This is a genomic window from Polynucleobacter sp. MWH-Berg-3C6 (genome assembly GCF_018881855.1).
In the GTDB taxonomy this organism is placed as follows: Bacteria; Pseudomonadota; Gammaproteobacteria; order Burkholderiales; family Burkholderiaceae; genus Polynucleobacter.
This window is the reverse complement of sequence record NZ_JACVPN010000001.1, coordinates 506,638-525,251: the sequence shown is the minus strand read 5'-3', so window position 1 is coordinate 525,251 and position 18,614 is coordinate 506,638. Positions and strand designations below refer to the sequence as shown.

24 protein-coding genes are annotated in these 18,614 nt (G+C 45.1%); 7 read left to right on the top strand and 17 right to left on the bottom strand.

Going from position 1 to position 18,614, the window contains the following annotated elements; all coding sequences use genetic code 11:
- The 8 genes from ICN13_RS02785 to ICN13_RS02750 all read right to left on the bottom strand — a co-directional run bounded on the left by ICN13_RS02785 (position 1) and on the right by ICN13_RS02750 (position 6,145).
- On the bottom strand, positions 1 to 357 hold the full coding sequence (locus ICN13_RS02785; protein WP_216138864.1) for a YcfL family protein: 357 nt from the start codon (positions 355 to 357) through the stop codon (positions 1 to 3).
- A 12-nt stretch (positions 358 to 369) separates the two neighbouring features.
- The gene (locus tag ICN13_RS02780) at positions 370 to 2,157 is read right to left on the bottom strand and encodes a COG3014 family protein (RefSeq protein WP_216863984.1); all 1,788 of its coding nucleotides are present in this window, start codon (positions 2,155 to 2,157) and stop codon (positions 370 to 372) included.
- Between the two features lie 126 nt (positions 2,158 to 2,283).
- Positions 2,284 to 3,276 carry a tripartite tricarboxylate transporter substrate binding protein gene (locus ICN13_RS02775; protein ID WP_216138863.1) on the bottom strand — a complete coding sequence of 331 codons (993 nt, stop codon included), beginning with the start codon at positions 3,274 to 3,276 and terminating at the stop codon, positions 2,284 to 2,286.
- 8 nt (positions 3,277 to 3,284) lie between these two features.
- Entirely contained in the window at positions 3,285 to 3,848 is a 564-nt protein-coding gene (locus ICN13_RS02770; RefSeq protein WP_216138862.1) for a disulfide bond formation protein B, read from the bottom strand.
- Positions 3,845 to 3,997, bottom strand: coding sequence for a DUF5993 family protein (locus tag ICN13_RS02765; RefSeq protein WP_216138861.1), 153 nt, complete (start codon positions 3,995 to 3,997; stop codon positions 3,845 to 3,847). Before ICN13_RS02765 ends, ICN13_RS02770 begins: the two co-directional genes overlap by 4 nt.
- Positions 3,998 to 4,075: 78 nt before the next feature.
- A complete protein-coding gene (locus ICN13_RS02760) occupies positions 4,076 to 5,131 on the bottom strand; it encodes an alpha/beta fold hydrolase (protein ID WP_216138860.1) in 1,056 nt (351 codons plus the stop codon).
- A gap of 5 nt (positions 5,132 to 5,136) precedes the next feature.
- Positions 5,137 to 5,829 carry a fumarylacetoacetate hydrolase family protein gene (locus ICN13_RS02755; RefSeq protein ID WP_216138859.1) on the bottom strand — a complete coding sequence of 231 codons (693 nt, stop codon included), beginning with the start codon at positions 5,827 to 5,829 and terminating at the stop codon, positions 5,137 to 5,139.
- A 34-nt stretch (positions 5,830 to 5,863) separates the two neighbouring features.
- On the bottom strand, positions 5,864 to 6,145 hold the full coding sequence (locus tag ICN13_RS02750) for a SemiSWEET transporter (protein WP_216138858.1): 282 nt from the start codon (positions 6,143 to 6,145) through the stop codon (positions 5,864 to 5,866).
- A gap of 107 nt (positions 6,146 to 6,252) precedes the next feature.
- Between ICN13_RS02750 and ICN13_RS02745 the strand changes: the two genes are divergently transcribed.
- Positions 6,253 to 7,251 carry a tripartite tricarboxylate transporter substrate binding protein gene (locus tag ICN13_RS02745; protein WP_216138857.1) on the top strand — a complete coding sequence of 333 codons (999 nt, stop codon included), beginning with the start codon at positions 6,253 to 6,255 and terminating at the stop codon, positions 7,249 to 7,251.
- Positions 7,252 to 7,256: 5 nt separating this feature from the next.
- On the opposite strand, the gene ICN13_RS02740 is transcribed toward ICN13_RS02745, so the two are convergent.
- The 6 genes from ICN13_RS02740 to ICN13_RS02715 form a co-directional block, all read right to left on the bottom strand.
- Complete coding sequence (locus ICN13_RS02740; RefSeq protein WP_216138856.1) at positions 7,257 to 7,961, bottom strand: haloacid dehalogenase type II; 705 nt, start codon at positions 7,959 to 7,961, stop codon at positions 7,257 to 7,259.
- Between the two features lie 4 nt (positions 7,962 to 7,965).
- A complete protein-coding gene (locus ICN13_RS02735) occupies positions 7,966 to 8,364 on the bottom strand; it encodes a cytochrome c5 family protein (protein ID WP_216138855.1) in 399 nt (132 codons plus the stop codon).
- Between the two features lie 82 nt (positions 8,365 to 8,446).
- The gene (locus ICN13_RS02730) at positions 8,447 to 10,360 is read right to left on the bottom strand and encodes a ferrous iron transporter B (protein WP_216138854.1); all 1,914 of its coding nucleotides are present in this window, start codon (positions 10,358 to 10,360) and stop codon (positions 8,447 to 8,449) included.
- Positions 10,353 to 10,598 (bottom strand): FeoA family protein, encoded by a 246-nt coding sequence (locus ICN13_RS02725; protein ID WP_216138853.1) that lies wholly within the window; start codon positions 10,596 to 10,598, stop codon positions 10,353 to 10,355. Before ICN13_RS02725 ends, ICN13_RS02730 begins: the two co-directional genes overlap by 8 nt.
- A gap of 156 nt (positions 10,599 to 10,754) precedes the next feature.
- Complete coding sequence (gene modA, locus ICN13_RS02720; RefSeq protein WP_216138852.1) at positions 10,755 to 11,510, bottom strand: molybdate ABC transporter substrate-binding protein; 756 nt, start codon at positions 11,508 to 11,510, stop codon at positions 10,755 to 10,757.
- Between the two features lie 29 nt (positions 11,511 to 11,539).
- Entirely contained in the window at positions 11,540 to 12,562 is a 1,023-nt protein-coding gene (locus ICN13_RS02715) for a substrate-binding domain-containing protein (RefSeq protein WP_216138851.1), read from the bottom strand.
- A gap of 75 nt (positions 12,563 to 12,637) precedes the next feature.
- Here ICN13_RS02715 and ICN13_RS02710 point away from each other — a divergent pair, with 75 nt between their 5' ends.
- Positions 12,638 to 13,462: a substrate-binding domain-containing protein gene (locus ICN13_RS02710; protein ID WP_216138850.1), complete on the top strand. Its 825-nt coding sequence runs from the start codon at positions 12,638 to 12,640 to the stop codon at positions 13,460 to 13,462.
- A 69-nt stretch (positions 13,463 to 13,531) separates the two neighbouring features.
- On the opposite strand, the gene ICN13_RS02705 is transcribed toward ICN13_RS02710, so the two are convergent.
- A complete protein-coding gene (locus ICN13_RS02705; protein WP_255534005.1) occupies positions 13,532 to 14,113 on the bottom strand; it encodes a hypothetical protein in 582 nt (193 codons plus the stop codon).
- Between the two features lie 144 nt (positions 14,114 to 14,257).
- Here ICN13_RS02705 and ICN13_RS02700 point away from each other — a divergent pair, with 144 nt between their 5' ends.
- The 4 genes from ICN13_RS02700 to selD all read left to right on the top strand — a co-directional run bounded on the left by ICN13_RS02700 (position 14,258) and on the right by selD (position 17,636).
- The gene (locus tag ICN13_RS02700) at positions 14,258 to 14,704 is read left to right on the top strand and encodes a GNAT family N-acetyltransferase (protein WP_216138849.1); all 447 of its coding nucleotides are present in this window, start codon (positions 14,258 to 14,260) and stop codon (positions 14,702 to 14,704) included.
- A 15-nt stretch (positions 14,705 to 14,719) separates the two neighbouring features.
- Entirely contained in the window at positions 14,720 to 15,148 is a 429-nt protein-coding gene (locus ICN13_RS02695) for a YbgC/FadM family acyl-CoA thioesterase (protein WP_216138848.1), read from the top strand.
- Between the two features lie 111 nt (positions 15,149 to 15,259).
- On the top strand, positions 15,260 to 16,549 hold the full coding sequence (locus ICN13_RS02690) for a DEAD/DEAH box helicase (protein WP_216138847.1): 1,290 nt from the start codon (positions 15,260 to 15,262) through the stop codon (positions 16,547 to 16,549).
- Between the two features lie 25 nt (positions 16,550 to 16,574).
- Positions 16,575 to 17,636, top strand: coding sequence for a selenide, water dikinase SelD (gene selD / locus ICN13_RS02685; RefSeq protein ID WP_216138846.1), 1,062 nt, complete (start codon positions 16,575 to 16,577; stop codon positions 17,634 to 17,636).
- Here the strand turns inward: selD and ICN13_RS02680 are convergent.
- Positions 17,633 to 17,911, bottom strand: a complete 279-nt coding sequence (locus ICN13_RS02680) for a cupin (RefSeq protein ID WP_216138845.1) — start codon at positions 17,909 to 17,911, stop codon at positions 17,633 to 17,635. The two genes, selD and ICN13_RS02680, sit on opposite strands and share 4 nt — an antisense overlap.
- Positions 17,912 to 17,992: 81 nt before the next feature.
- Between ICN13_RS02680 and ICN13_RS02675 the strand changes: the two genes are divergently transcribed.
- Complete coding sequence (locus ICN13_RS02675) at positions 17,993 to 18,262, top strand: DUF1330 domain-containing protein (protein WP_255534004.1); 270 nt, start codon at positions 17,993 to 17,995, stop codon at positions 18,260 to 18,262.
- Positions 18,263 to 18,323: 61 nt separating this feature from the next.
- Here the strand turns inward: ICN13_RS02675 and ICN13_RS02670 are convergent, their stop codons facing one another.
- The gene (locus ICN13_RS02670; protein ID WP_087909716.1) at positions 18,324 to 18,512 is read right to left on the bottom strand and encodes a hypothetical protein; all 189 of its coding nucleotides are present in this window, start codon (positions 18,510 to 18,512) and stop codon (positions 18,324 to 18,326) included.
- Between the last annotated feature and the right edge of the window lie 102 nt (positions 18,513 to 18,614).

Here is an 18,614-nt window from a genome sequence, read left to right as displayed (position 1 = left end):
TTATTTGTACTGATTTAACTCAAAACGAAAATCAGTAGCATCTGGTGTTGGTGCGATCCCCATAATGATAGTCGACTGGCCTTTACCAATGGTTACAGGCTTCCAGGCCTCTTCATCAGTTACAGCCATACCGTTCTTGCCAATCCATTTAAAACGATACGCAACCAAGTTGGACTTGCTATCGTTCTGAATCGTGACCTGCGCTGTCAGCACACCATTGCGCATTAAGCTACGCATATCCGTAACCTGAATACTGTCAGTGTCACCCATGCGCACCGTCATATCCTTCATTGAAGGGGTTGAGCTACAGGCAACTAATGTAAGTGCTGCCAGTACGATCAATAGGTATTTTTTCATTCTCGGTCTTTCTTAATTAAAAAGCTGCTGAAGGCTATTGAGTAAACTGGGTGGCTCATAGGGCTTCAACCCATCCATATTACTGCTTGCAGGGTTGGGTGTGGGGTTTACAGCTGGGGCTACGGGGGTAGATTCATGCTCTACGGGCGCTGCAACCGCAGGGGCACTCAGAGTTACCTCCTCTGGTTTTGGGCCCATAAAGCCACTGAATAACTTCTTAAATCCATCTAAGCCACCCTCTTTTGGCTTTGCCTGTTCTAAAACTGTTTTAGGGACTGTCGAAACAGGGTTAGCAATTGTTGGCGGTGCAACTATTTGAGGTTGAGGAGGTAGCGCTGCTGGATCATTTGAAGTTAGAACGGTTGCTCTGTTTCTAAACATGCGGATATAAACCACGTTATAGCCACCGACTAATTTCACTGTTTGACTCTGCATCACACCGGATGGCAAAGTGTATTTGAGTGTAGTTTCCCCAATCGGCAAGCCCATTCTGGTCATATACGTTTGCGCTGGAAGAGTTGACCAATGGCGTACGTCAGTCACATTAATTGCCTGTAGACCATACCCTGTAATCATCCCTGCAATAGCCCCAATAATTGCCGCATTATTGTTTTGATTATTTTGATTGTTTTTTCTAGCCGACTGCTGTGCAGCTTGATCAGCCGCATATTGGGCTGCCAGGGACACAAGCGCACGAGAGGTCGCCCTCAAAACATAGGCTGGCATCTCGTCTTGTAGATTCTTCCTAGCCATTGCATCGATATTGGCTACTAATTCTGGGCTAGCTACTCGATCGCCGAGCTGAACATAGCCTGGCGTGAAACGCTCACTCGATTTTTCAATAACAGGAAAAGTCAGGGTCACTAATTTTGAATTTCCACCCAAAGCAACTGACTGGCTAATCTGATGGGGACTAATTTTAGGCATATAACCCGTATCAACAATGATCAGAGTATCTGCAAAGCTTTTTTTAGCTTGATTGGCAATATTGGAATCTAACTTAGCGATGCTGGTCTTGAAAAAGTTGACTGATGGTCGTAACTCAATTGCCAGGCGATAACCGGGAGCAGCTAAGCTGGCCTCGCCTTGGGATTCATGAATAAAGCCAGATAAATAATAGGCCGCAGGACTTTGATAGGAATTCTTCAGACTGCGCGTCTCTTCATCATCCAAGAGATTGATTGGATACCCACCAATATCTTGGATGCGACTAGTAGCACCCCTCGTATTCTGATTATTTTGCTGCTGTTGTTCCACCTTGGATACTGCTGTGACCTTACTTTGAATGAGCTCCTCGATGATTTTTTCTCGTTGCGCCATTTTTTTAGCCTCAACCATCGCATCATTCCAGCGACCTTGTGACAAATGATTTAGTGCAATCGTCTGACTTAATAAACTCACCTCATACGGCTTGGGATCGTAATTACTACTGAAACCCTCAGATAAGATATATGAACTTGTATCTGTAAAAGAGCGCTTGAGCTTATCGCCGGTTGCAATCTCCCATTGCTCAACCAATTGATCTGCTACCAATAAGTTCTGTGTGCTACTGGGAATTTGTCTTGCGCCCTGCAGTCTCTGCACCCCACCTAGCTCTAGGTAATACAGAGTATTTTTATCCTTAAAGACGCTTTGAATAGTAGCGGCAGTGCTTTGCATGTCGCCATTCTTAAATTGCTCTTTTGACTCATTCATCTTGATTTGCTGAGTCTGGGTTGCACACCCAGCTAATAGGCAAGCTCCAATAATGGATGCGACCACTCCGAATTTAGAAAAGTCTAATGCTGAAAATTTAGGCAAGTTGGGTCGACTAGAAAGGGTCTGATTAATAAGTTTTCAATCGAATGTCGTGAAATTCGTGCACCTTAGCTGTGTCTTATCTATATAACGCCTTAGAGAGACATAAGCTGACAAGAAAAGAGGAATTTAGGGCTCTACTTTGGCGCCAGACTGCTGAACCACTCTACTCCACTTTCTTGACTCTGCTGCAATCAATTTGGAAAGGTCTTCAGGGCTGCCAGGAGCAGGGTCCAGGCCTCCTAACAAGAGTCTATTTTTAACATCCGGGTTTTGCAAGGCTTGCCGGGTCAACTGGTTAAGGCGTTTTTGAATAGATGACGGCAAATTGGCTGGCGCCATCAAAGAGAACCACGAAATCGCTTCAAATCCAGGTAAGCCTTGCTCAGCTAATGTCGGAATCTCAGGGGCGGCTTGTGAACGCTTCAGAGTTGTAACGCCGAGAGCCTGCACCTCCCCCGCTTTAATCAAAGGCAGCGATGAAGATAAGTTGTCAAACAGCATGGAAATTCGCCCGCTCACTAAATCTGGTAATGATTGCGCACGCCCCTTATAAGGAATATGACGAATATCAATACCCGCCATTTCTTTAAACAACTCACCGGACATATGCAAAGAAGTGCCAACGCCAGAAGATCCAAAAGTCAGCTGGTTCGGCTTAGCTTTTGCAAGCGCAATCAGCTCATGAACATTAGTAACGCCCAACTGCTTATTCACAATCAAGACATTAGGCGTGCTTGCCAAGAAACTAATCGGCGTGAAATCTTTAACAGGGTCAAAAGACATCTTTTCATAAAGAGCGCCATTAATCGCATGAATACCTACGGTACCAATCAGTAATGTATAGCCATCAGGATCACTCTTGGCCACTAACTCAGCGCCAATATTGCCACCGTAGCCAGGACGATTTTCAACGAGCACTGGCACCCCCAGATTTTGCTGCCAATTTTCAGCTAGGACGCGCGCCAAAATATCAGGTGCACCACCGGGTGTAAAAGTAACAATGATCTTTATAGCTTGCTTAGGCCAAGCTGTCTTTACCTGTGCGTGAGCGCTTGATACACTAAAACCAATGAACGCAAGAAGCAAGAGGCTTTGAATTAGCCTAGAAAATGGTGTCATTGCCTGAATTAAAAACCGAAGCGGTTACGTAACCAGAGCCAGCCCTCATCCTTCACAGGATCATCGGCACAAGGACCTACGCCACACTCTAGTAGAGTGGAAAGCAAATTACCTGCCACTAATAGGATAAAGATCATCACTAAAGCATTTGCAAAGATAGAGCGAGAACGAACATCGCGATTGGGAAGCATTAATAAAATTGCAAAGCCGAATAGCAAGCCGATATAAGCCACAAAGGCCCAAGTATAAAAATGCAACTCTAGAAAGGTAGATCCATATCCTTTATCACCAGGCGCGATATGTAAAAGTACCTGGCGCAACGAAACCATCATCCCCACTAGTCCGCCAATGATGCCCCAACCATAGTGCGCTGAGTGGGCACCACAGCGGATATTGAGAACTAAGGCAAAGCCGATAATGACAAACCCAATACGCTGCATCAGACAGAGTGGGCAAGGCAGCTCACCAAAGTAAAACTGGTCAACAAAGGCATACGATAGAACGCCAATAATCGCAACGAGGGCCAGTTGATTGCCAAGCGCAGCCAGAGAAGTGGAAGAAATCTTACTCACAGACTGATGTTGAGATGGGTAGTTGCATGAGAGTGGAACCAGACTAGCAAGATTCCAACAGTGATAGCCAATACGATTAGTCCTGCAAAACGCCTTTCAAACCAGACCAAAATAAGTCCGATCAATGCTGTCAGAAAAGGCAGGAACATATACATAAGAGAATTCTAGCCCAGGAGACTCAATATTGAGGCAAATTAGCCTCTTTTGAGCAAGGGCTAAAGCAAGCCTTAACTCTTCGAGTTCAAAAACTCAACTACGGACTTCACAAATAGATCCGGCACTTCGACATGAGGTACATGACCCACCCCATCAATAGGCAGTAACGTCGCATTCGGTATCGCAGCTTGTGCTTTTTTGCCTAGCTCTGGAAAGTTACCTAAAGACTTCACAGCTTCCGGTGGAGCAAAACGACGACCAAAAACCGTTCTGTCCTTTTGGCCAATCACCAATAACACTGGCATCTTTAATTTTGGCAAATCATTGACAACTGGTTTTTCTGCAATCATCTGATAGGTTAAGACAGAGGTCTTTGCATAAGCAGGATAGTCAGACCCCTTTTGCACTCGTACGTATACCTCTACAAACTTTTCGTAACTAGGCTGCCATGTTGGAAAGTAGCTCTGCAAGAAACGTCGATAGCTTACTTCCGTTTGAGCCATTTCTAATTTAAGTAAATTGTCATTTTGCTGCGGCGGAATGTCTTTGCTGTAATCCTCAAGCCCTAAAGGGTTCTCAAGCACAAGCTTCTGCACAGTATTTGGATATAAGCGGGCAAAGCGCACACCAACCATGCCGCCCATCGAGTTTGCAATAACGGATACCTGCTTGATATTCAGGGACTGCAATAAGGCTTTGGTATTGCCAGCCAGATCATCAAAGTGATAGGCCACATCTGGCTTAGAAGACTTACCAAAACCAATTTGGTCTGGAGCAATCACGCGATACCCAGCTTGCGTTAAGCCGGCTATCGTTGGGGCCCAATAATCACTAGAGAAGTTCTTGCCATGAAACAGCAGCACTACACCCTTTTGCCTGCCAATAGCAGGCACATCCATATACACCATGCTAGCCGGCTGACCTTGCAAACTAGTCTTGAACTCTTTCGTGGGATAGGGATAAGGCCAAGTACTTAAACGTAAGTCCAATGGCGCTGCATTACTATAAAGATTAGCAGGAGCAGCTTGGGTAGCTGTTGGCTGCTCTGTGCTAGCGCATGCGGCCAATAACAACGGTATAGCGCAAACTAGCGTAATGGTTCTGAGCAGTGACTTCTTCAAAGACATATCAATTACAAAATTTTAGTTTTGAGATTTGCCAGGCCTTCAACAATTCCCTCAAGTACATCACCCTTCTTCACTGGGCCAACGCCCGCAGGAGTGCCTGAGTAGATTAAGTCTCCTGGCTCTAATGTAAATAAAGTAGAAAGATAGGCAATGGTATCGGGCACGTTCCAGATGAGTTGGTTTAAGTCGCCCTCTTGACGCACTTCACCATTGACCAATAGTTTGACAGTACCTTTTGTTGGATGACCGCATTTGGTCACTGGAGTAATCTCTCCGCAAGGAGCTGCTTGATCAAACGCTTTACCTGTATCCCAAGGACGCCCCATCTTCTTGGCTTCACCCTGCAAATCACGCCTTGTCATATCCAAGCCAACGCCATAACCATAAACATGATCTAGGGCTTTATCGGCAGAAATATTTGCACCGCCTTTACCAATGGCAACTACCATTTCAATTTCGTGATGGACATCTTTTGATAAATTTGGATAGGCCATGTCTTTGCCATCGGTCACGATAGAGTTAGCTGGCTTCATAAAAAAGAATGGTGGCTCACGATCCGGATCATGACCCATTTCACGCGCATGATCTGCATAATTACGACCAACGCAGTAAATACGATTTACTGCAAAACGTCGCTCATCCCCAGTCACCGGTAGTGAAATTACTTTTGGTGGGTCAATCACAAATGCTGAACTCATAAAACCCTTTCTATCTGCAGCGGTGAATTAGTGTTTATTTTCGATATTTAGAAGTATGACGCAATTTCAGTAACAAGATACTCAGAGCCAAAGCAAAGGTTAAAGCATTCGCCAATATCAAGGGCCACTTCTCAATAATGAGGCCGTAGATAAGCCAAAGCCCTACCCCGGCAGTAAACAAGGAGTACATACCCAGAGACACTCCTGATAAATCCCGGGTGCGCCAGGACTGTATTGCCTGGGGCAAAAAAGCGATTGTGGTCAAGAATGCGGCGCAATAACCAATAACTTCAATCTGGTGGGGCTCAAGGTTCATAGGGCTATTGTAATTAATGAAATCAATCATCCCTTGATCTAGCACAGGAAGCTCAATTTTGGTCATAATACAAACTCGTATTACAAACCTATATAAAAAAATAAGCTATGAGACAACTAATCCAAAAATCCCTATTTATCGCGCTTTGTACCACTGCCCTTTTGAGCAATGCTTCAGCACAAACTGATGCGGCAACTAAAAACTATCCAGACAAGCAAGTGCGGCTAGTCATTCCATTTCCTCCAGGCGGCGCAACTGATGTGATTGGTCGCATCATGGCACAAGAGCTGTCAAAGTCACTAGGTCAGCAAGTAGTGCCCGATAACCGCTCAGGAGATAGCGGCAATATTGGCGCTGATATGGTCGCCAAGTCACCAGCTGATGGTTACACCTTACTAATGGGGGCTCTTACATCCCATGCGATTAATGCCAACCTCAACAAAGATGGCATTAAGTACAACTTAGAAAAAGATTTCACGCCTGTAGGCGTCGTTGGTGTGGTGCCATTAGTCTTTGTAGTGAACCCTTCAGTTCCTGTGAAGAATATGAAGGAATTTATTGCTTATGCCAAAGCGAATCCTGGCAAGCTCACCTTTGCATCATCGGGTGCAGGTGCGCCACAACGTCTGGCAATGGAGATGTTCCGCGCACAATTAGGCTTAGATCTATTGCATGTTCCCTATAAAGGTAGTGGCCCTGCTATGACAGACCTCGTAGGTGGTCAAGTGCTGAGCATGTCTGAAACAGTTCCAGCAGCGCTGCAATTTATTCAGGCTGGCCAATTAAGAGCATTGGCGGTAACAACTGCTAAACGTATTAGCCAACTACCTGATGTGCCCACTGTTACCGAAGCTACGGGCTTACCAAACTTTGATGTTGTGAGTATGTTCGGCATTTTGGCTCCCGCAGGTACACCAAAACCAATCATCGATAAGCTAAATGCTGATATCAAAGTAATTTTGCAGCGCCCAGATGTGCAAGAGCGCATGTTGGCTGCCGGGGTATATGTGAACTACCTCACGCCAGCAGAATCAGCTAAGCGTATTCAAAGAGAATTGAATATGTGGGGCAAGGTTGTTAAGGATGCCGGAATTAAAGCGGACTAAATCCTCTAACAAGCCAATATATCTGCAAGTGCATTGAAATCACTTGAGTGGTAATCGATCCACTCCTCTTTGTACAAATCGTTACGAAGATGAGTGGGTCCAAATTCTTTTGGCCGCTCTATAAATGCAGTTTGCAAACCAAGCTGATGAGCGGATTGCAAATCATCCTTGTGGGCGGCAACCAACATCACCTCTTGCGGCATCACATCAAAGGTTGCTGCTACGCCTAAATAAGTTTCTGGATCAGGCTTATAGTGATGAAACACCTCGGCTGACAAAATGAGGTCCCAGGGTAAGCCAGCACTCTTGGCCATATTAGCCAAAAGACTTAAGTTCCCATTAGATAAAGTAACAATCGTAAATTTTTGCTTGAGTCTAGTTAATCCCTGAACCGAATCGGCCCAAGGCTGCAAGCGATGCCAAATAAAATTGAGGTCTTGTTTTTGAGCCTCGCTCATTGAATCAATTTTGAATTTATCTAAAACTTCATCCAGGATCAAGCGATGTAAGTCATCGATTTTGGTCCACCCTAACTCACCAGAGCGAACCCTTGCCATAGCTGGCTTATAGCCATCTCTCCAGGCAGTAGCAAACGCATTTGAATCGACAGGCAAGCCAAGACGAGTCACTTCATTTGCAATTGACCCATGCCAATCTACGACCGTACCAAAGACATCAAAAGCCAATACCTTGGGAAGCATCTTAGACATTAGCTTATTGCTTCTTGTTTAAACCCGCTTTTCTAGCTTCAACTTCTTTATTGATGGCCGCTATGGTTTGAGCATTAGGCGATGTCCATTTGCCACCTGAGTTATTCACCATATAAACCAGGGCATCAGCAAAACCCTCAATACTTAAATTAGGATTACCGCCTTTAGGGGGCATGGCACGCACTCCAACATAGCCATGGGCAGTAAGCGTAACTTGCCCTTCAGCAATGAGCGGCGCCCACTTTGCTTTATCTCCAAACTTAGGCGCATTCAGAACGCCCGCTCCATGGCAGCTTGCACAAACCTGTTTATAGGTATTTTCACCAGACTGGGCGAGCGCTGAGCCAGCAATAGCGATACCCAAGAAGCTGGATAGAGCAAATAAAGTGGACTTGAGTGTCATATAAAGGATCTCTTAAACAATTGAATGTATAAGAATGTAGCCTAAATTGAGAAAAGTGGCACTGAACCCCTGCAGGCCAGGCTTAGGCTAAACCTAAGGCAGTTGCGACCCTATAGGTAATAAAGGAGGCTAAGTAGGCCAAACCAAATAAGTAACTCAACATGATTGCTGGAATCTTCCAGCCCCCTGTTTCACGTTTAACGACTGCGATGGTAGATAAGCACTGTGGCGCAAATACAAACCAAGCCAATAATGAAAGCGCCGTTGCTAGAGACCAGCCCGAGGAAATTAAGGGAATGAGGGCTTCCGCAGCATCGGCACTTGAACTGGATAAGGCATAGACGGTAGCCAATGAACTCACTACTACCTCGCGCGCTGCCATACCTGGAACTAGCGCAATACTGATTTGCCAGTTAAAACCAATTGGTGAAAAGAGATGTGCCAGGGCCTGCCCTAGCATGCCGGCAAAACTATATTGGATGGCAGCCTCTGTCGCACCCTCAGGTGGAAGTGGAAAGCTGGACAAAGCCCATAAAGCAATCGTCATGATAAGAATGATGCCGCCAACGCGTCTCATAAAAATCTCTGCGCGTTGCCATAAGCTAATTGCCAGATTACCCAAACGCGGCAAGTGGTAACTAGGCAATTCCATCATGAGCGCATTCATACGGAACTGCTCGCTTGTGAAATGCTTCAGAATCCAGGCAACGGCCATCGCACCCAAAATACCAGCCATGTACAGCAAGAATAAGACTAAGCCTTGCAAATCAATATTGGCCCACAACTTTCTTTCGGGAATAAAAGCAGAAATCAATAATGCATAAACAGGCAAGCGGGCCGAGCATGTCATCATTGGCGCAATCAAAATGGTTACTAAACGATCGCGTGAATTAGAAATACTTCTGGTTGCCATAATGCCCGGGATGGCGCAAGCAAAGCTAGATAACAAGGGAATAAATGAGCGCCCAGAAAGCCCTACGGACCCCATCACCCGATCAAGCAAATACGCAGCTCTGGGTAAATAGCCAGATTCCTCAAGCAAAAGAATGAAGAAAAACAGAATCAGGATCTGGGGCAAGAAAATCACCACGCCACCAAGTCCCGCCAAAATGCCATTAATCAATAAACTGCGTACCCAATTGTCTGGCAGGATCTCGGTAATCTGAGCACCCAAAAACTCAATAGCCGTCTTAATCATCTCCATGGGTAAAGTTGCCCAACTAAAAACTGCTTGGAAGATGCAAAATAGAAGGCCAATCAAAATGAGGGAGCCAAAAACTGGATGCAGCAATACAGCATCTAAGCGATCACTCAAATGATCCGGAATGATTTGATCTAATTTAAGATTCTGCAATATTTTTTGCACTTGAATATTGTCAGACTCAGTATGAGCAATATGAGAGGCTGCGTTTTCTAGAGTTGCATCCCTTGTGCCTGTTTGTAGCGCATCCAAATTACGCCAATCCAGCTCTGATAAGAAGTGTTTCAACTCATCCGCCCCATCTGCTTGAATGCCGATACTAGTAACTACCGGTAAACCCAACTCCTGAGAGAGTGCGGCAGTATCAATCTGCACCCCTTGGCGCTTTGCAATATCGAGCATATTGAGCACCACCACACATGGCAGTCCTAGACGCTTAGCAGCTAAGACTAGGCGCAAGTTGCGACGCAGGTTCATGGCGCTTAGAACGCACACCACTAGATCAGGGCGCTTCTCACCCTCTGCTCTACCTAATAGAACATTGCACGTGACACGTTCATCTAGTGATCTTGGATAAAGACTGTATGCGCCCGGCAAATCCAGAATACGGATGTTCTTACCAGAGTTGAGACTCAGGCGCCCTTCTTTGCGCTCTACAGTGACACCAGAATAGTTGGCAACCTTTTGACGGCTACCTGTAAGCAAATTGAATAGAGCAGTTTTCCCACAATTGGGATTACCGAGCAATGCAACAACAGGTTCACTGGAGAAAAAATGGACTTTAGATTCAGGCATGTAATAAACATTCGACTGTAATCATGCGCGCCTCTGATTGACGCAAAGCAAATGTTGATGCTCCAACACGAACCATGTATGGTCCATTACCAAGCAAGCCTTTACGCAAAACAGCAACCTGCTCACCTGGCAAAAAGCCAATATCTTCCAGCTGCCCCTTAATTTGCGGGGCACCTTTCGGGGCATTTACTTCACTCACGCGGTAAAGACTGCCAAGTTCGACTTGATCCAAATTCATTCAATCTGCTTATTTAGTTAGCCTATAAAGGAATTATATCCCCAAATGAGAATGAATATCATTCGTGGAGAACCCTGACCTATCCAGCAATAATGGGCCATTTAGGACTCTGAGAGCTTGATCCAGAGCAAAAAGGTGGGCTCAAAGAAAGAAAAACTAAGGAGTGCTGTAACCGTACTTCTGAAGAATCAATTTCGCCTGAGGACTTTGAATGAACTGATAAAGATTTACCGCCTCTCGTGGAGCGCCTTTGATTAAAACCATTCTCTGTTTAATTGGCGCGTACAAATTGCTATCGAGAAGAACAAAGCTTGTCTCTTTAGCAATTTCAGAAGACTTAGCTAAAGATAGCGCAGTAAAACCTAAATCAGCGGCGCCTGTGACTACATACATCGTTGCAATACCGATATTATCTGCGTAGATCAACTTGTCTTTAGCGATGCTCCAAAGCCCTTCTGTTTTTAGATACTCTACAGCAGCTCTTCCATAGGGTGCTAGCTCGGGCTTGGCAATCGCAATCTTATTCGCCTTATGGATTGCTTTAATTATTTCAGACTTGTTATCTTGTAATCGTATGCCAGCAGAGTTTTTAGAGATGACTGCTAACTTACCAATAGCGTATACAACACCATCGTCAACTGTCTTACCCTGTCTATAGAGCTCAAGCGGAAAGCTTTCATCAGCCGATATCAATATGTTAAATGGGGCACCATTCATAATCTGCGCTGAAAAATTTCCTGATGAGCCATACACAACCCTCAGGCCAGAATTACCCGCAGCCTTAAAGGCTAGATTGATTTCGCTAAACGCATCCTTCATATTGGCTGCAACTGCTACGGTTGTTGTTTGCGCCCAGGCAAGATTTGCACAAAGCAATAAAGGAGCAAATAGGGAGAAGAGGCGTAGTTTCATGGCAAAACTATTCTAGCCCTGCTATTAATTTATAGCCAGCCTTCGATCTGGCGGTTGAGACTAACTGCTTTATAACCGGGCGTCTCGCCAGAGTAACTCCGAATCTTCCGAATCAGTTTTGAAGCATCAGACTGAGAGGCCATTTCTCTATGCATGGCGATGAAGAAAATTTCATCCCTCAAAGGTACAAATCCTAGCCCATTCTCCATGGCCACATTCTTCACGCCCATCCCTACATCGGCCTTACTTGCCAAGATGGCATTTACTACTGCGGAGTGAGTGAACTCCTCATGTAAATAGCCATTAATGTCGGAAGGCTCTATTCCCTCTTCCATCAGTAGGGTATCTAAGAGTAATCTGGTACCAGAGCCAATTTGGCGATTAATAAAGCGTACTTTGCGGTCTATCAAGTCATCTATCGAACGTATTCTCAAAGGATTGCCCTTTTTAACAATGAGTCCCTGAGTACGCTTCATGACAGGATAGATTTGTATTTCACTCTTCGATAGTCGACGATGAATAGCCTTTGAACTTTTTTCATCTGAGACATGGTAGCCAGCAATGTGTGCTTCATTATTCAATAACTTTTCCAGAGATTCTCCTGAGCCAGCAATTTTTAAATCAAAACCTTTAACCTCTGCTACCGCTCTTTGAATAATGGAATCACTACTCGATAGAAATTTCCATCGAGCACTTTCTGATTTTTCTATCTTTTTAATTTCTTTTAGCAAAACGTCCTGATAGGCATTACCACTCTCATGATGATTGGCTTGCATCTCATCAATAAACTGAAGGAAGAAAGTTCCAAATTCAGTCAGGATTGATCCGTGCCCTTTCGTTCTGACAATCAGTGGCATGCCCAAGCTAGCTTCAACTTGATTTAATTTTCCCCAGGCGCCCCGATAAGAGCTGCCGGATTTCTTACTTGCCACTACTAAAGAGCTGCCACTTCCTATGTCCTTGAGGAGGCGCGAGAGCCAAATCAAGTCTATAGAGCCCCTGCCCTCAGCCTGGGATTGAACAACTAACGTTGGACGGATCTCAATTTGCATATGTAATTTTTTGCATATTCAATAAGCATTAATGTATGCGATGATATCGTTTTAATCAACTACTTTTTGAATCCTATGAAAAAGCTAATCGCAAATCTATTTATTGGTACCTTGGTAACAGTCTTGATGGGCAGTTCTCAGGTGTATGCCCAAGAAAAAAGCATTGTGGTGTCTTCCACCACCTCCACTGAACAAAGTGGCCTCTTTAACTTCATCCTCCCCATTTTTAAAATGAAGACAGGAATTGATGCCAAAGTCGTTGCAGTAGGTACTGGTCAGGCTCTCGATATTGGACGTCGTGGCGATGCCGATGTTGTGTTTGTTCATGACAAGGCTGCTGAAGAAAAGTTTGTTGAAGACGGATTCTCCACAAAACGCTATGAAGTGATGTACAACGATTTTGTCCTCATCGGGCCTAAATCAGATCCTGCAAAAGTGGGTGGTGGTAAAGATATTCAGGTTGCTCTACAAAAGATTGCTGGCGCTCAAGCGCCATTTGTATCGCGTGGCGATAAGAGTGGCACACATGCTGCTGAACTGCGTTACTGGAAAGGTGCTGGCATTGCTATCGCCCCTGGCACTACTTGGTATAAAGAAACGGGCTCTGGCATGGGCCCTGCCCTCAACACTGCTTCTGCTATGAATGGCTATATCTTGGCTGACCGTGGAACTTGGATTAGCTTTAAGAACCGTGGTGATTTAACAATCCTAATTCAAGGCGACCCCAAGCTCTTTAATCAATATGGCGTGATGTTGGTCAACCCAGCTAAGTTTCCTCATGTGAAGAAAGCTCAAGGCCAAGAGTTTATCGACTGGTTGATCTCTAGAGATGGTCAGGAAGTGATTGCCAGCTACAAGATTGATGGTGAACAGCTTTTCTTCCCGAATGCCAAGAAATAACTAGCAAAGAAAAAGCCCGCAGATGCGGGCTTTTTTACTAGCTTCTGGCGCTAAGCCAGAATTGCCGTATTACTTCTTAGGCGTTACAAAACCAATCGCTGTATCATCCACGAACTCAACGATTACGTCATCACCAGCTTTGAATTTCTCGAGACCGAGTACTGCTGGATCAACCTTAACCTTTTGCTTCTCGCCGCTTGGCATTGTGAAAGTAACGATACGTGTTTTTGTATCGATTGTGGAAATCTTCACAGTTGCATAGATAGTGTCAGTAGTTTCTTCAAACGGCTTAGCAGAACCTTTGCCTGCTACTGTTACAGAGCGCACACCAGAAACACCAGGTTTAGCATCTTTAGCAGCAGCTGTTAAGCCAACAGCAATCGCTTGTGCATGCTCAACTACAAAAATATCGCCCTTTTTTACCTTCTCTAAATCATTGACTGATTTAGCAACATTCATTTGTGCTGTGTTGCCGTTTGCATCTTTTAATACAACGATGCGCTTTTTCACATCAACAGAATCTACGGTTGCAGTCAGCACAATCACTTCAGCAGCCAAAGGCAACATCTTTGCAGGCGCCTGAGCGAAAGCAGAAGTTGCAAAAGCTAAGCCAGCTGCGGCGAATAAACCAGCAAGTAACGATTTTTTCAAAATAACTCCTAAGCAAGAAAAGGTTGGATTGAGTCCAAATAAGGACCACAAATCATTGTAACCATGACGTATGTAATTTCCTGCGCTTATTTGGTAAATTAAGCCTATAACCCTACTAAAACTTACGATTACTTACCGAACTCTTTGAATCCCTTAGAAATTCTCATTAAACCTTGGCAGGAGGCCGCTCAAGAGGCCTACCTCATACGAAAGCAGGTATTCGTCGAAGAGCAAGGAGTGCCTGAGGACATGGAGCTCGATGAGCATGACCTCTCTGCAAAGCATGCTTTAGCCTACAAAGATGGTCTTTGTGTAGGGACTGGGCGATTAGTGCAATTGGATAATCACCAGGCGCAAATTGGGCGCATGGCAGTACTAAAAGGTTATCGCAATCAACATATTGGCAAATCGATTTTGAACAGCTTAATCAATCAATCCAAAATAGAAGGAATCTCCAGGGTCTCACTTCACGCCCAGGTATCCGCCATTCCCTTTTATGCCAAGCTTGGATTTTTAGCTGAAGGTCCAATCTATGATGAGGCAGGAATTGCCCATCGTAATATGATTCTCTTATTAGAAAAAACCATTTAACTATCGCCCACCCTTATGACTACGACCCACTCTGCATTTCCATATGTTCATCGTGTGTGCTACTCTGATACTGATGCCGCTGGCTTTGTTTACCATGGCCGCTATCTTGAAATCTTTGAACGCAGTCGTGCAGAGTGGTTAGCACAGCGTGACCTCACCCCAAGCAAGCTCATCAATGACTTTGGTATCTTGCTACCGGTTCGAGAGCTATCGATGCACTTTTATAAGCCCGGTCGTTTAGATGATCTTTTATATATTGATCAAGTCATTGAGCATCGTGGGCGTACGCAGGTAGTAGTAAAACAAAATGCACAGAGAAAAATTCAAAACGGCGATGTGCAAGAGATGCAAGTGATAGCCAGCGCCACATTACACATTGTTTGCGTGGACACCACCACCTTAAAGCCCAAGGCCTTGCCAGATTGGCTCTTTCTGGCCAATTAAGCCTAATGACTTAAAATAGAGTTCTTACTGCAAACGCTCTAGCGTGGCAGCTCACCCCATTGACCGGGATAGTCGTTTAATTGAATACGGGTCAATACTTTATTGGCCCCTATGTTATTTACAGACCTCGGTTTATCCGAACCCATTCTTCGCGCTATTGCTGAGGAAGGCTATACCAGCCCCACCCCAATTCAAGCGAAATCGATTCCCGCAGTACTCAAAGGTGGAGATCTTCTCGCCGCAGCACAAACCGGCACCGGTAAAACTGCCGGCTTTACGCTTCCTATTTTGCAACGTCTTAGCGCTTCAAAACCAAGCTCGGGCAAGCGTCTCTTGCGTGTCCTGATTCTGACCCCCACTCGCGAACTAGCAGCACAAGTTCAAGAATCAGTTGTTACTTATGGCAAATACACCGGCTTGAAGTCGGCTGTCATTTTTGGCGGCGTTGGTGCCAATCCGCAAATTAAAGCAATTGCTAGTGGCCTCGATATTTTGGTTGCCACACCAGGACGCTTACTTGACTTGATGTCACAAAAATGCGTCTCACTCAACGATATTGAAATCCTCGTTTTAGATGAAGCCGATCGCATGCTCGATATGGGCTTCTTGCGAGATATCAAAAAGATCTTGGCTGCCCTACCCAAGCAACGTCAGAATCTCCTATTCTCAGCCACCTTTTCTACTGAGATTAAAGCGCTGGCAGATGGTCTCTTAAATTCACCGGCACTGATTGAGGTAGCACGAAGCAATAGCGCTAACGAGGCGATTGCACAGTTGATTCATCCGGTAGATCGGACTAAGAAGCACCCGCTATTAGCCCATTTGATTCAATCGAATGATTGGAAACAAGTCTTGGTTTTCACCCGTACCAAGCATGGCGCCAACAAACTCGTCACTCAGCTAGAAAAAGATGGCATCACGAGTATGGCCATTCATGGCAATAAGAGTCAAACAGCCAGAACAAAAGCATTGGCAGATTTCAAGGCAGGTAAGTTAACTGCATTAGTAGCAACCGATATTGCAGCGCGCGGTATCGATATTGATCAGCTACCCCATGTAGTGAACTACGATCTACCAAACGTATCTGAAGATTATGTCCATCGTATTGGACGGACTGGTCGAGCAGGATCCAATGGTGTTGCAGTATCTTTGGTCTGTGTAGATGAGCATCAAATGCTCAGAGATATTGAAAAGCTGATTAAGCAAAAATTACCCCAAGAGGTCATCGCAGGATTTGAGCCTGACCCCAATGCAGTCGCTCAACCTATTCAGTTGCGTAGCCAACAACATCAGCAATCCAGAAAGCCTAAAGCTGCTAGTGGCGGCGGAGCTGGTCGAGCACCAGCTAAGAAAGCGCCAGCAAAGCGCTCTAGCCCAACGAAGAGAAGCTTCAATCGGTAGAACTATTCAGATATAAAATATTTCCATGACCCAAGATATGCAAACCACTGAACCCCGCCTCACCTCCCTCTCCCATGGTGGTGGCTGTGGCTGCAAGATTGCGCCAGGGGTTCTTTCTGAAATCCTCAAGAACGTTCCGCAACTACCATTTCCTAAAGAATTGCTCATCGGTATTGAAACTTCTGATGATGCGGCTGTTTATCAAATCAATGAGTCTCAAGCGATCGTAGCAACGACGGATTTCTTCATGCCGATTGTGGATGACCCATTTGACTTCGGAAAGATTGCTGCGACTAATGCAATTAGCGATATTTATGCAATGGGTGGTACACCTTTGTTTGCTCTTGCCTTGGTCGGGATGCCAATTAAAGTTTTATCTAATAAAACAATTGCTCGCATTCTAGAAGGTGGTGCTGAAGTCTGCCGTAGTGCCGGAATTCCGATTGCGGGAGGCCATACGATTGATTCGGTTGAGCCGATTTATGGTTTGGTTGCCATTGGCTTGGTTGACCCGAAGCGCGTTAAGAGCAATGCGAGCGCAAAGCCTGGGGACGTCCTGATTTTAGGTAAGCCATTAGGTGTAGGCATCTTGTCTGCAGCCCTTAAAAAAGACCTACTAGGTCCGGATGGCTATCGCGAGATGATTTCCAATACCACTAAGCTCAATGCTGCAGGACCAGACTTGGCAAAACTTGCTGGTGTGCATGCCTTAACAGACGTCACTGGATTTGGATTGGCGGGCCACACGCTGGAACTCGCTAGAGGATCGAACTGCACTGCCCATATTGACTGGAGCCAAGTCCCCTTGCTATCTAATGTTCAGACACTGGCGGATGATGGTGTCATTACTGGCGCATCGGATCGTAATTGGCAAAGTTATGGATCCGATGTCGGCATTCCAGCAAACTTCACGCCAGCACAACTGGCTTTATTGACTGACCCACAAACCAGTGGCGGCCTCCTCGTTTCTTGCGCCCCTGAATGTGTTCAAGAAGTCCTTGATATCTTTAATCGACATCACTTCTTGGGCGCACGCGTCATTGGTCAAATGAGCAAGCGACAAGAGAAACCTTTAGTAGTGTCTTAAGTGCTTAATGGCTTCCTAGAGGCCAGATAGATTACTCCTGTAGAGCTATAACTTTCTGAGTGCGACTCTTCAAACCCCAGTTCAAAGACATCCCCAGCTGAGTATGTATTGCGATTGCCTTGGATTGAGATATTAATACTGCCATCGGTGACCAATGCTTTGACTGCAAATGGATGGGTGTGCTCACCTAGCGAGCCATTGGCGACTTGCCTGACTTCAACAGGTTCAGGGAAGCCCTCCTGCTGCAAGATCTGAATAAACTCTGCCTTGTTCATTCCACAACTATAGCTTAGCTATAAACTGATCTCATTGACTACTAAAAGCGAATCCCTATGACAGTAAAAGTAATTGGACTAATGGAATTGACAGATCAAAATGCGTTTGCGCTATATCGCAGCAAAGTTGGCCAAACGGTTGAGCTTTATAAGGGCAGCATTCAAAACCGCGGCAGTGTTACAGAGGTATTTTGGAATGAATTGAATTGCAGCAGATTTGGCGCGTTTGTAGAGCTTATTTTTCCGAGCCAGGAAGATGCAAAAGCTTGGGCCATTAGTCCGGAGTATCAAGCTTTAGTTGCAATACGCAATGAGGCAATGAAGTTGACACTCTTTACAGTAGCCATTTGAAACTGGCAAGAAAAAAGCCTAGCTGATGAAGGCTAGGCTTGCAGATGAATTTGCTTGAGAATTACTTCTTAGCTTCCATCGCCTCTTTTGTAGCAGTAATTTCTTTGCGACGCTCTTTGCATGCGCCGGCGATTTCTTGTAAGGCTTTACGAGCACGTGCTGCAGATGCCTTAATGCCTTTTTCAATAAATTTTTCGTTTTCAGCTTTATATGTTTCAAAAGCAGCCAACAATGTATCGTGTTGTGACATCTTTTCTCCCGTTATCAAATAATTATTCCTACCTACAACGGAGTCAGTATATCCCCATAAAAACAGCGGGAAATAGCCTCTTTTATCAGGGATAACGCTTAG

Coding starts and splice junctions, on each gene's coding strand:
- ICN13_RS02785 (WP_216138864.1), bottom strand. CDS start 357: ATGAAAAAATACCTATTGATCGTACTGGCAGCACTTACATTAGTTGCC.
- ICN13_RS02775 (WP_216138863.1), bottom strand. CDS start 3,276: ATGACACCATTTTCTAGGCTAATTCAAAGCCTCTTGCTTCTTGCGTTC.
- ICN13_RS02765 (WP_216138861.1), bottom strand. CDS start 3,997: ATGTTCCTGCCTTTTCTGACAGCATTGATCGGACTTATTTTGGTCTGG.
- ICN13_RS02760 (WP_216138860.1), bottom strand. CDS start 5,131: ATGTCTTTGAAGAAGTCACTGCTCAGAACCATTACGCTAGTTTGCGCT.
- ICN13_RS02755 (WP_216138859.1), bottom strand. CDS start 5,829: ATGAGTTCAGCATTTGTGATTGACCCACCAAAAGTAATTTCACTACCG.
- ICN13_RS02750 (WP_216138858.1), bottom strand. CDS start 6,145: ATGAACCTTGAGCCCCACCAGATTGAAGTTATTGGTTATTGCGCCGCA.
- ICN13_RS02745 (WP_216138857.1), top strand. CDS start 6,253: ATGAGACAACTAATCCAAAAATCCCTATTTATCGCGCTTTGTACCACT.
- ICN13_RS02740 (WP_216138856.1), bottom strand. CDS start 7,961: ATGTCTAAGATGCTTCCCAAGGTATTGGCTTTTGATGTCTTTGGTACG.
- ICN13_RS02735 (WP_216138855.1), bottom strand. CDS start 8,364: ATGACACTCAAGTCCACTTTATTTGCTCTATCCAGCTTCTTGGGTATC.
- ICN13_RS02730 (WP_216138854.1), bottom strand. CDS start 10,360: ATGCCTGAATCTAAAGTCCATTTTTTCTCCAGTGAACCTGTTGTTGCA.
- ICN13_RS02725 (WP_216138853.1), bottom strand. CDS start 10,598: ATGAATTTGGATCAAGTCGAACTTGGCAGTCTTTACCGCGTGAGTGAA.
- modA (WP_216138852.1), bottom strand. CDS start 11,510: ATGAAACTACGCCTCTTCTCCCTATTTGCTCCTTTATTGCTTTGTGCA.
- ICN13_RS02715 (WP_216138851.1), bottom strand. CDS start 12,562: ATGCAAATTGAGATCCGTCCAACGTTAGTTGTTCAATCCCAGGCTGAG.
- ICN13_RS02710 (WP_216138850.1), top strand. CDS start 12,638: ATGAAAAAGCTAATCGCAAATCTATTTATTGGTACCTTGGTAACAGTC.
- ICN13_RS02695 (WP_216138848.1), top strand. CDS start 14,720: ATGACTACGACCCACTCTGCATTTCCATATGTTCATCGTGTGTGCTAC.
- ICN13_RS02690 (WP_216138847.1), top strand. CDS start 15,260: ATGTTATTTACAGACCTCGGTTTATCCGAACCCATTCTTCGCGCTATT.
- selD (WP_216138846.1), top strand. CDS start 16,575: ATGACCCAAGATATGCAAACCACTGAACCCCGCCTCACCTCCCTCTCC.
- ICN13_RS02680 (WP_216138845.1), bottom strand. CDS start 17,911: ATGAACAAGGCAGAGTTTATTCAGATCTTGCAGCAGGAGGGCTTCCCT.
- ICN13_RS02675 (WP_255534004.1), top strand. CDS start 17,993: ATGGAATTGACAGATCAAAATGCGTTTGCGCTATATCGCAGCAAAGTT.
- ICN13_RS02670 (WP_087909716.1), bottom strand. CDS start 18,512: ATGTCACAACACGATACATTGTTGGCTGCTTTTGAAACATATAAAGCT.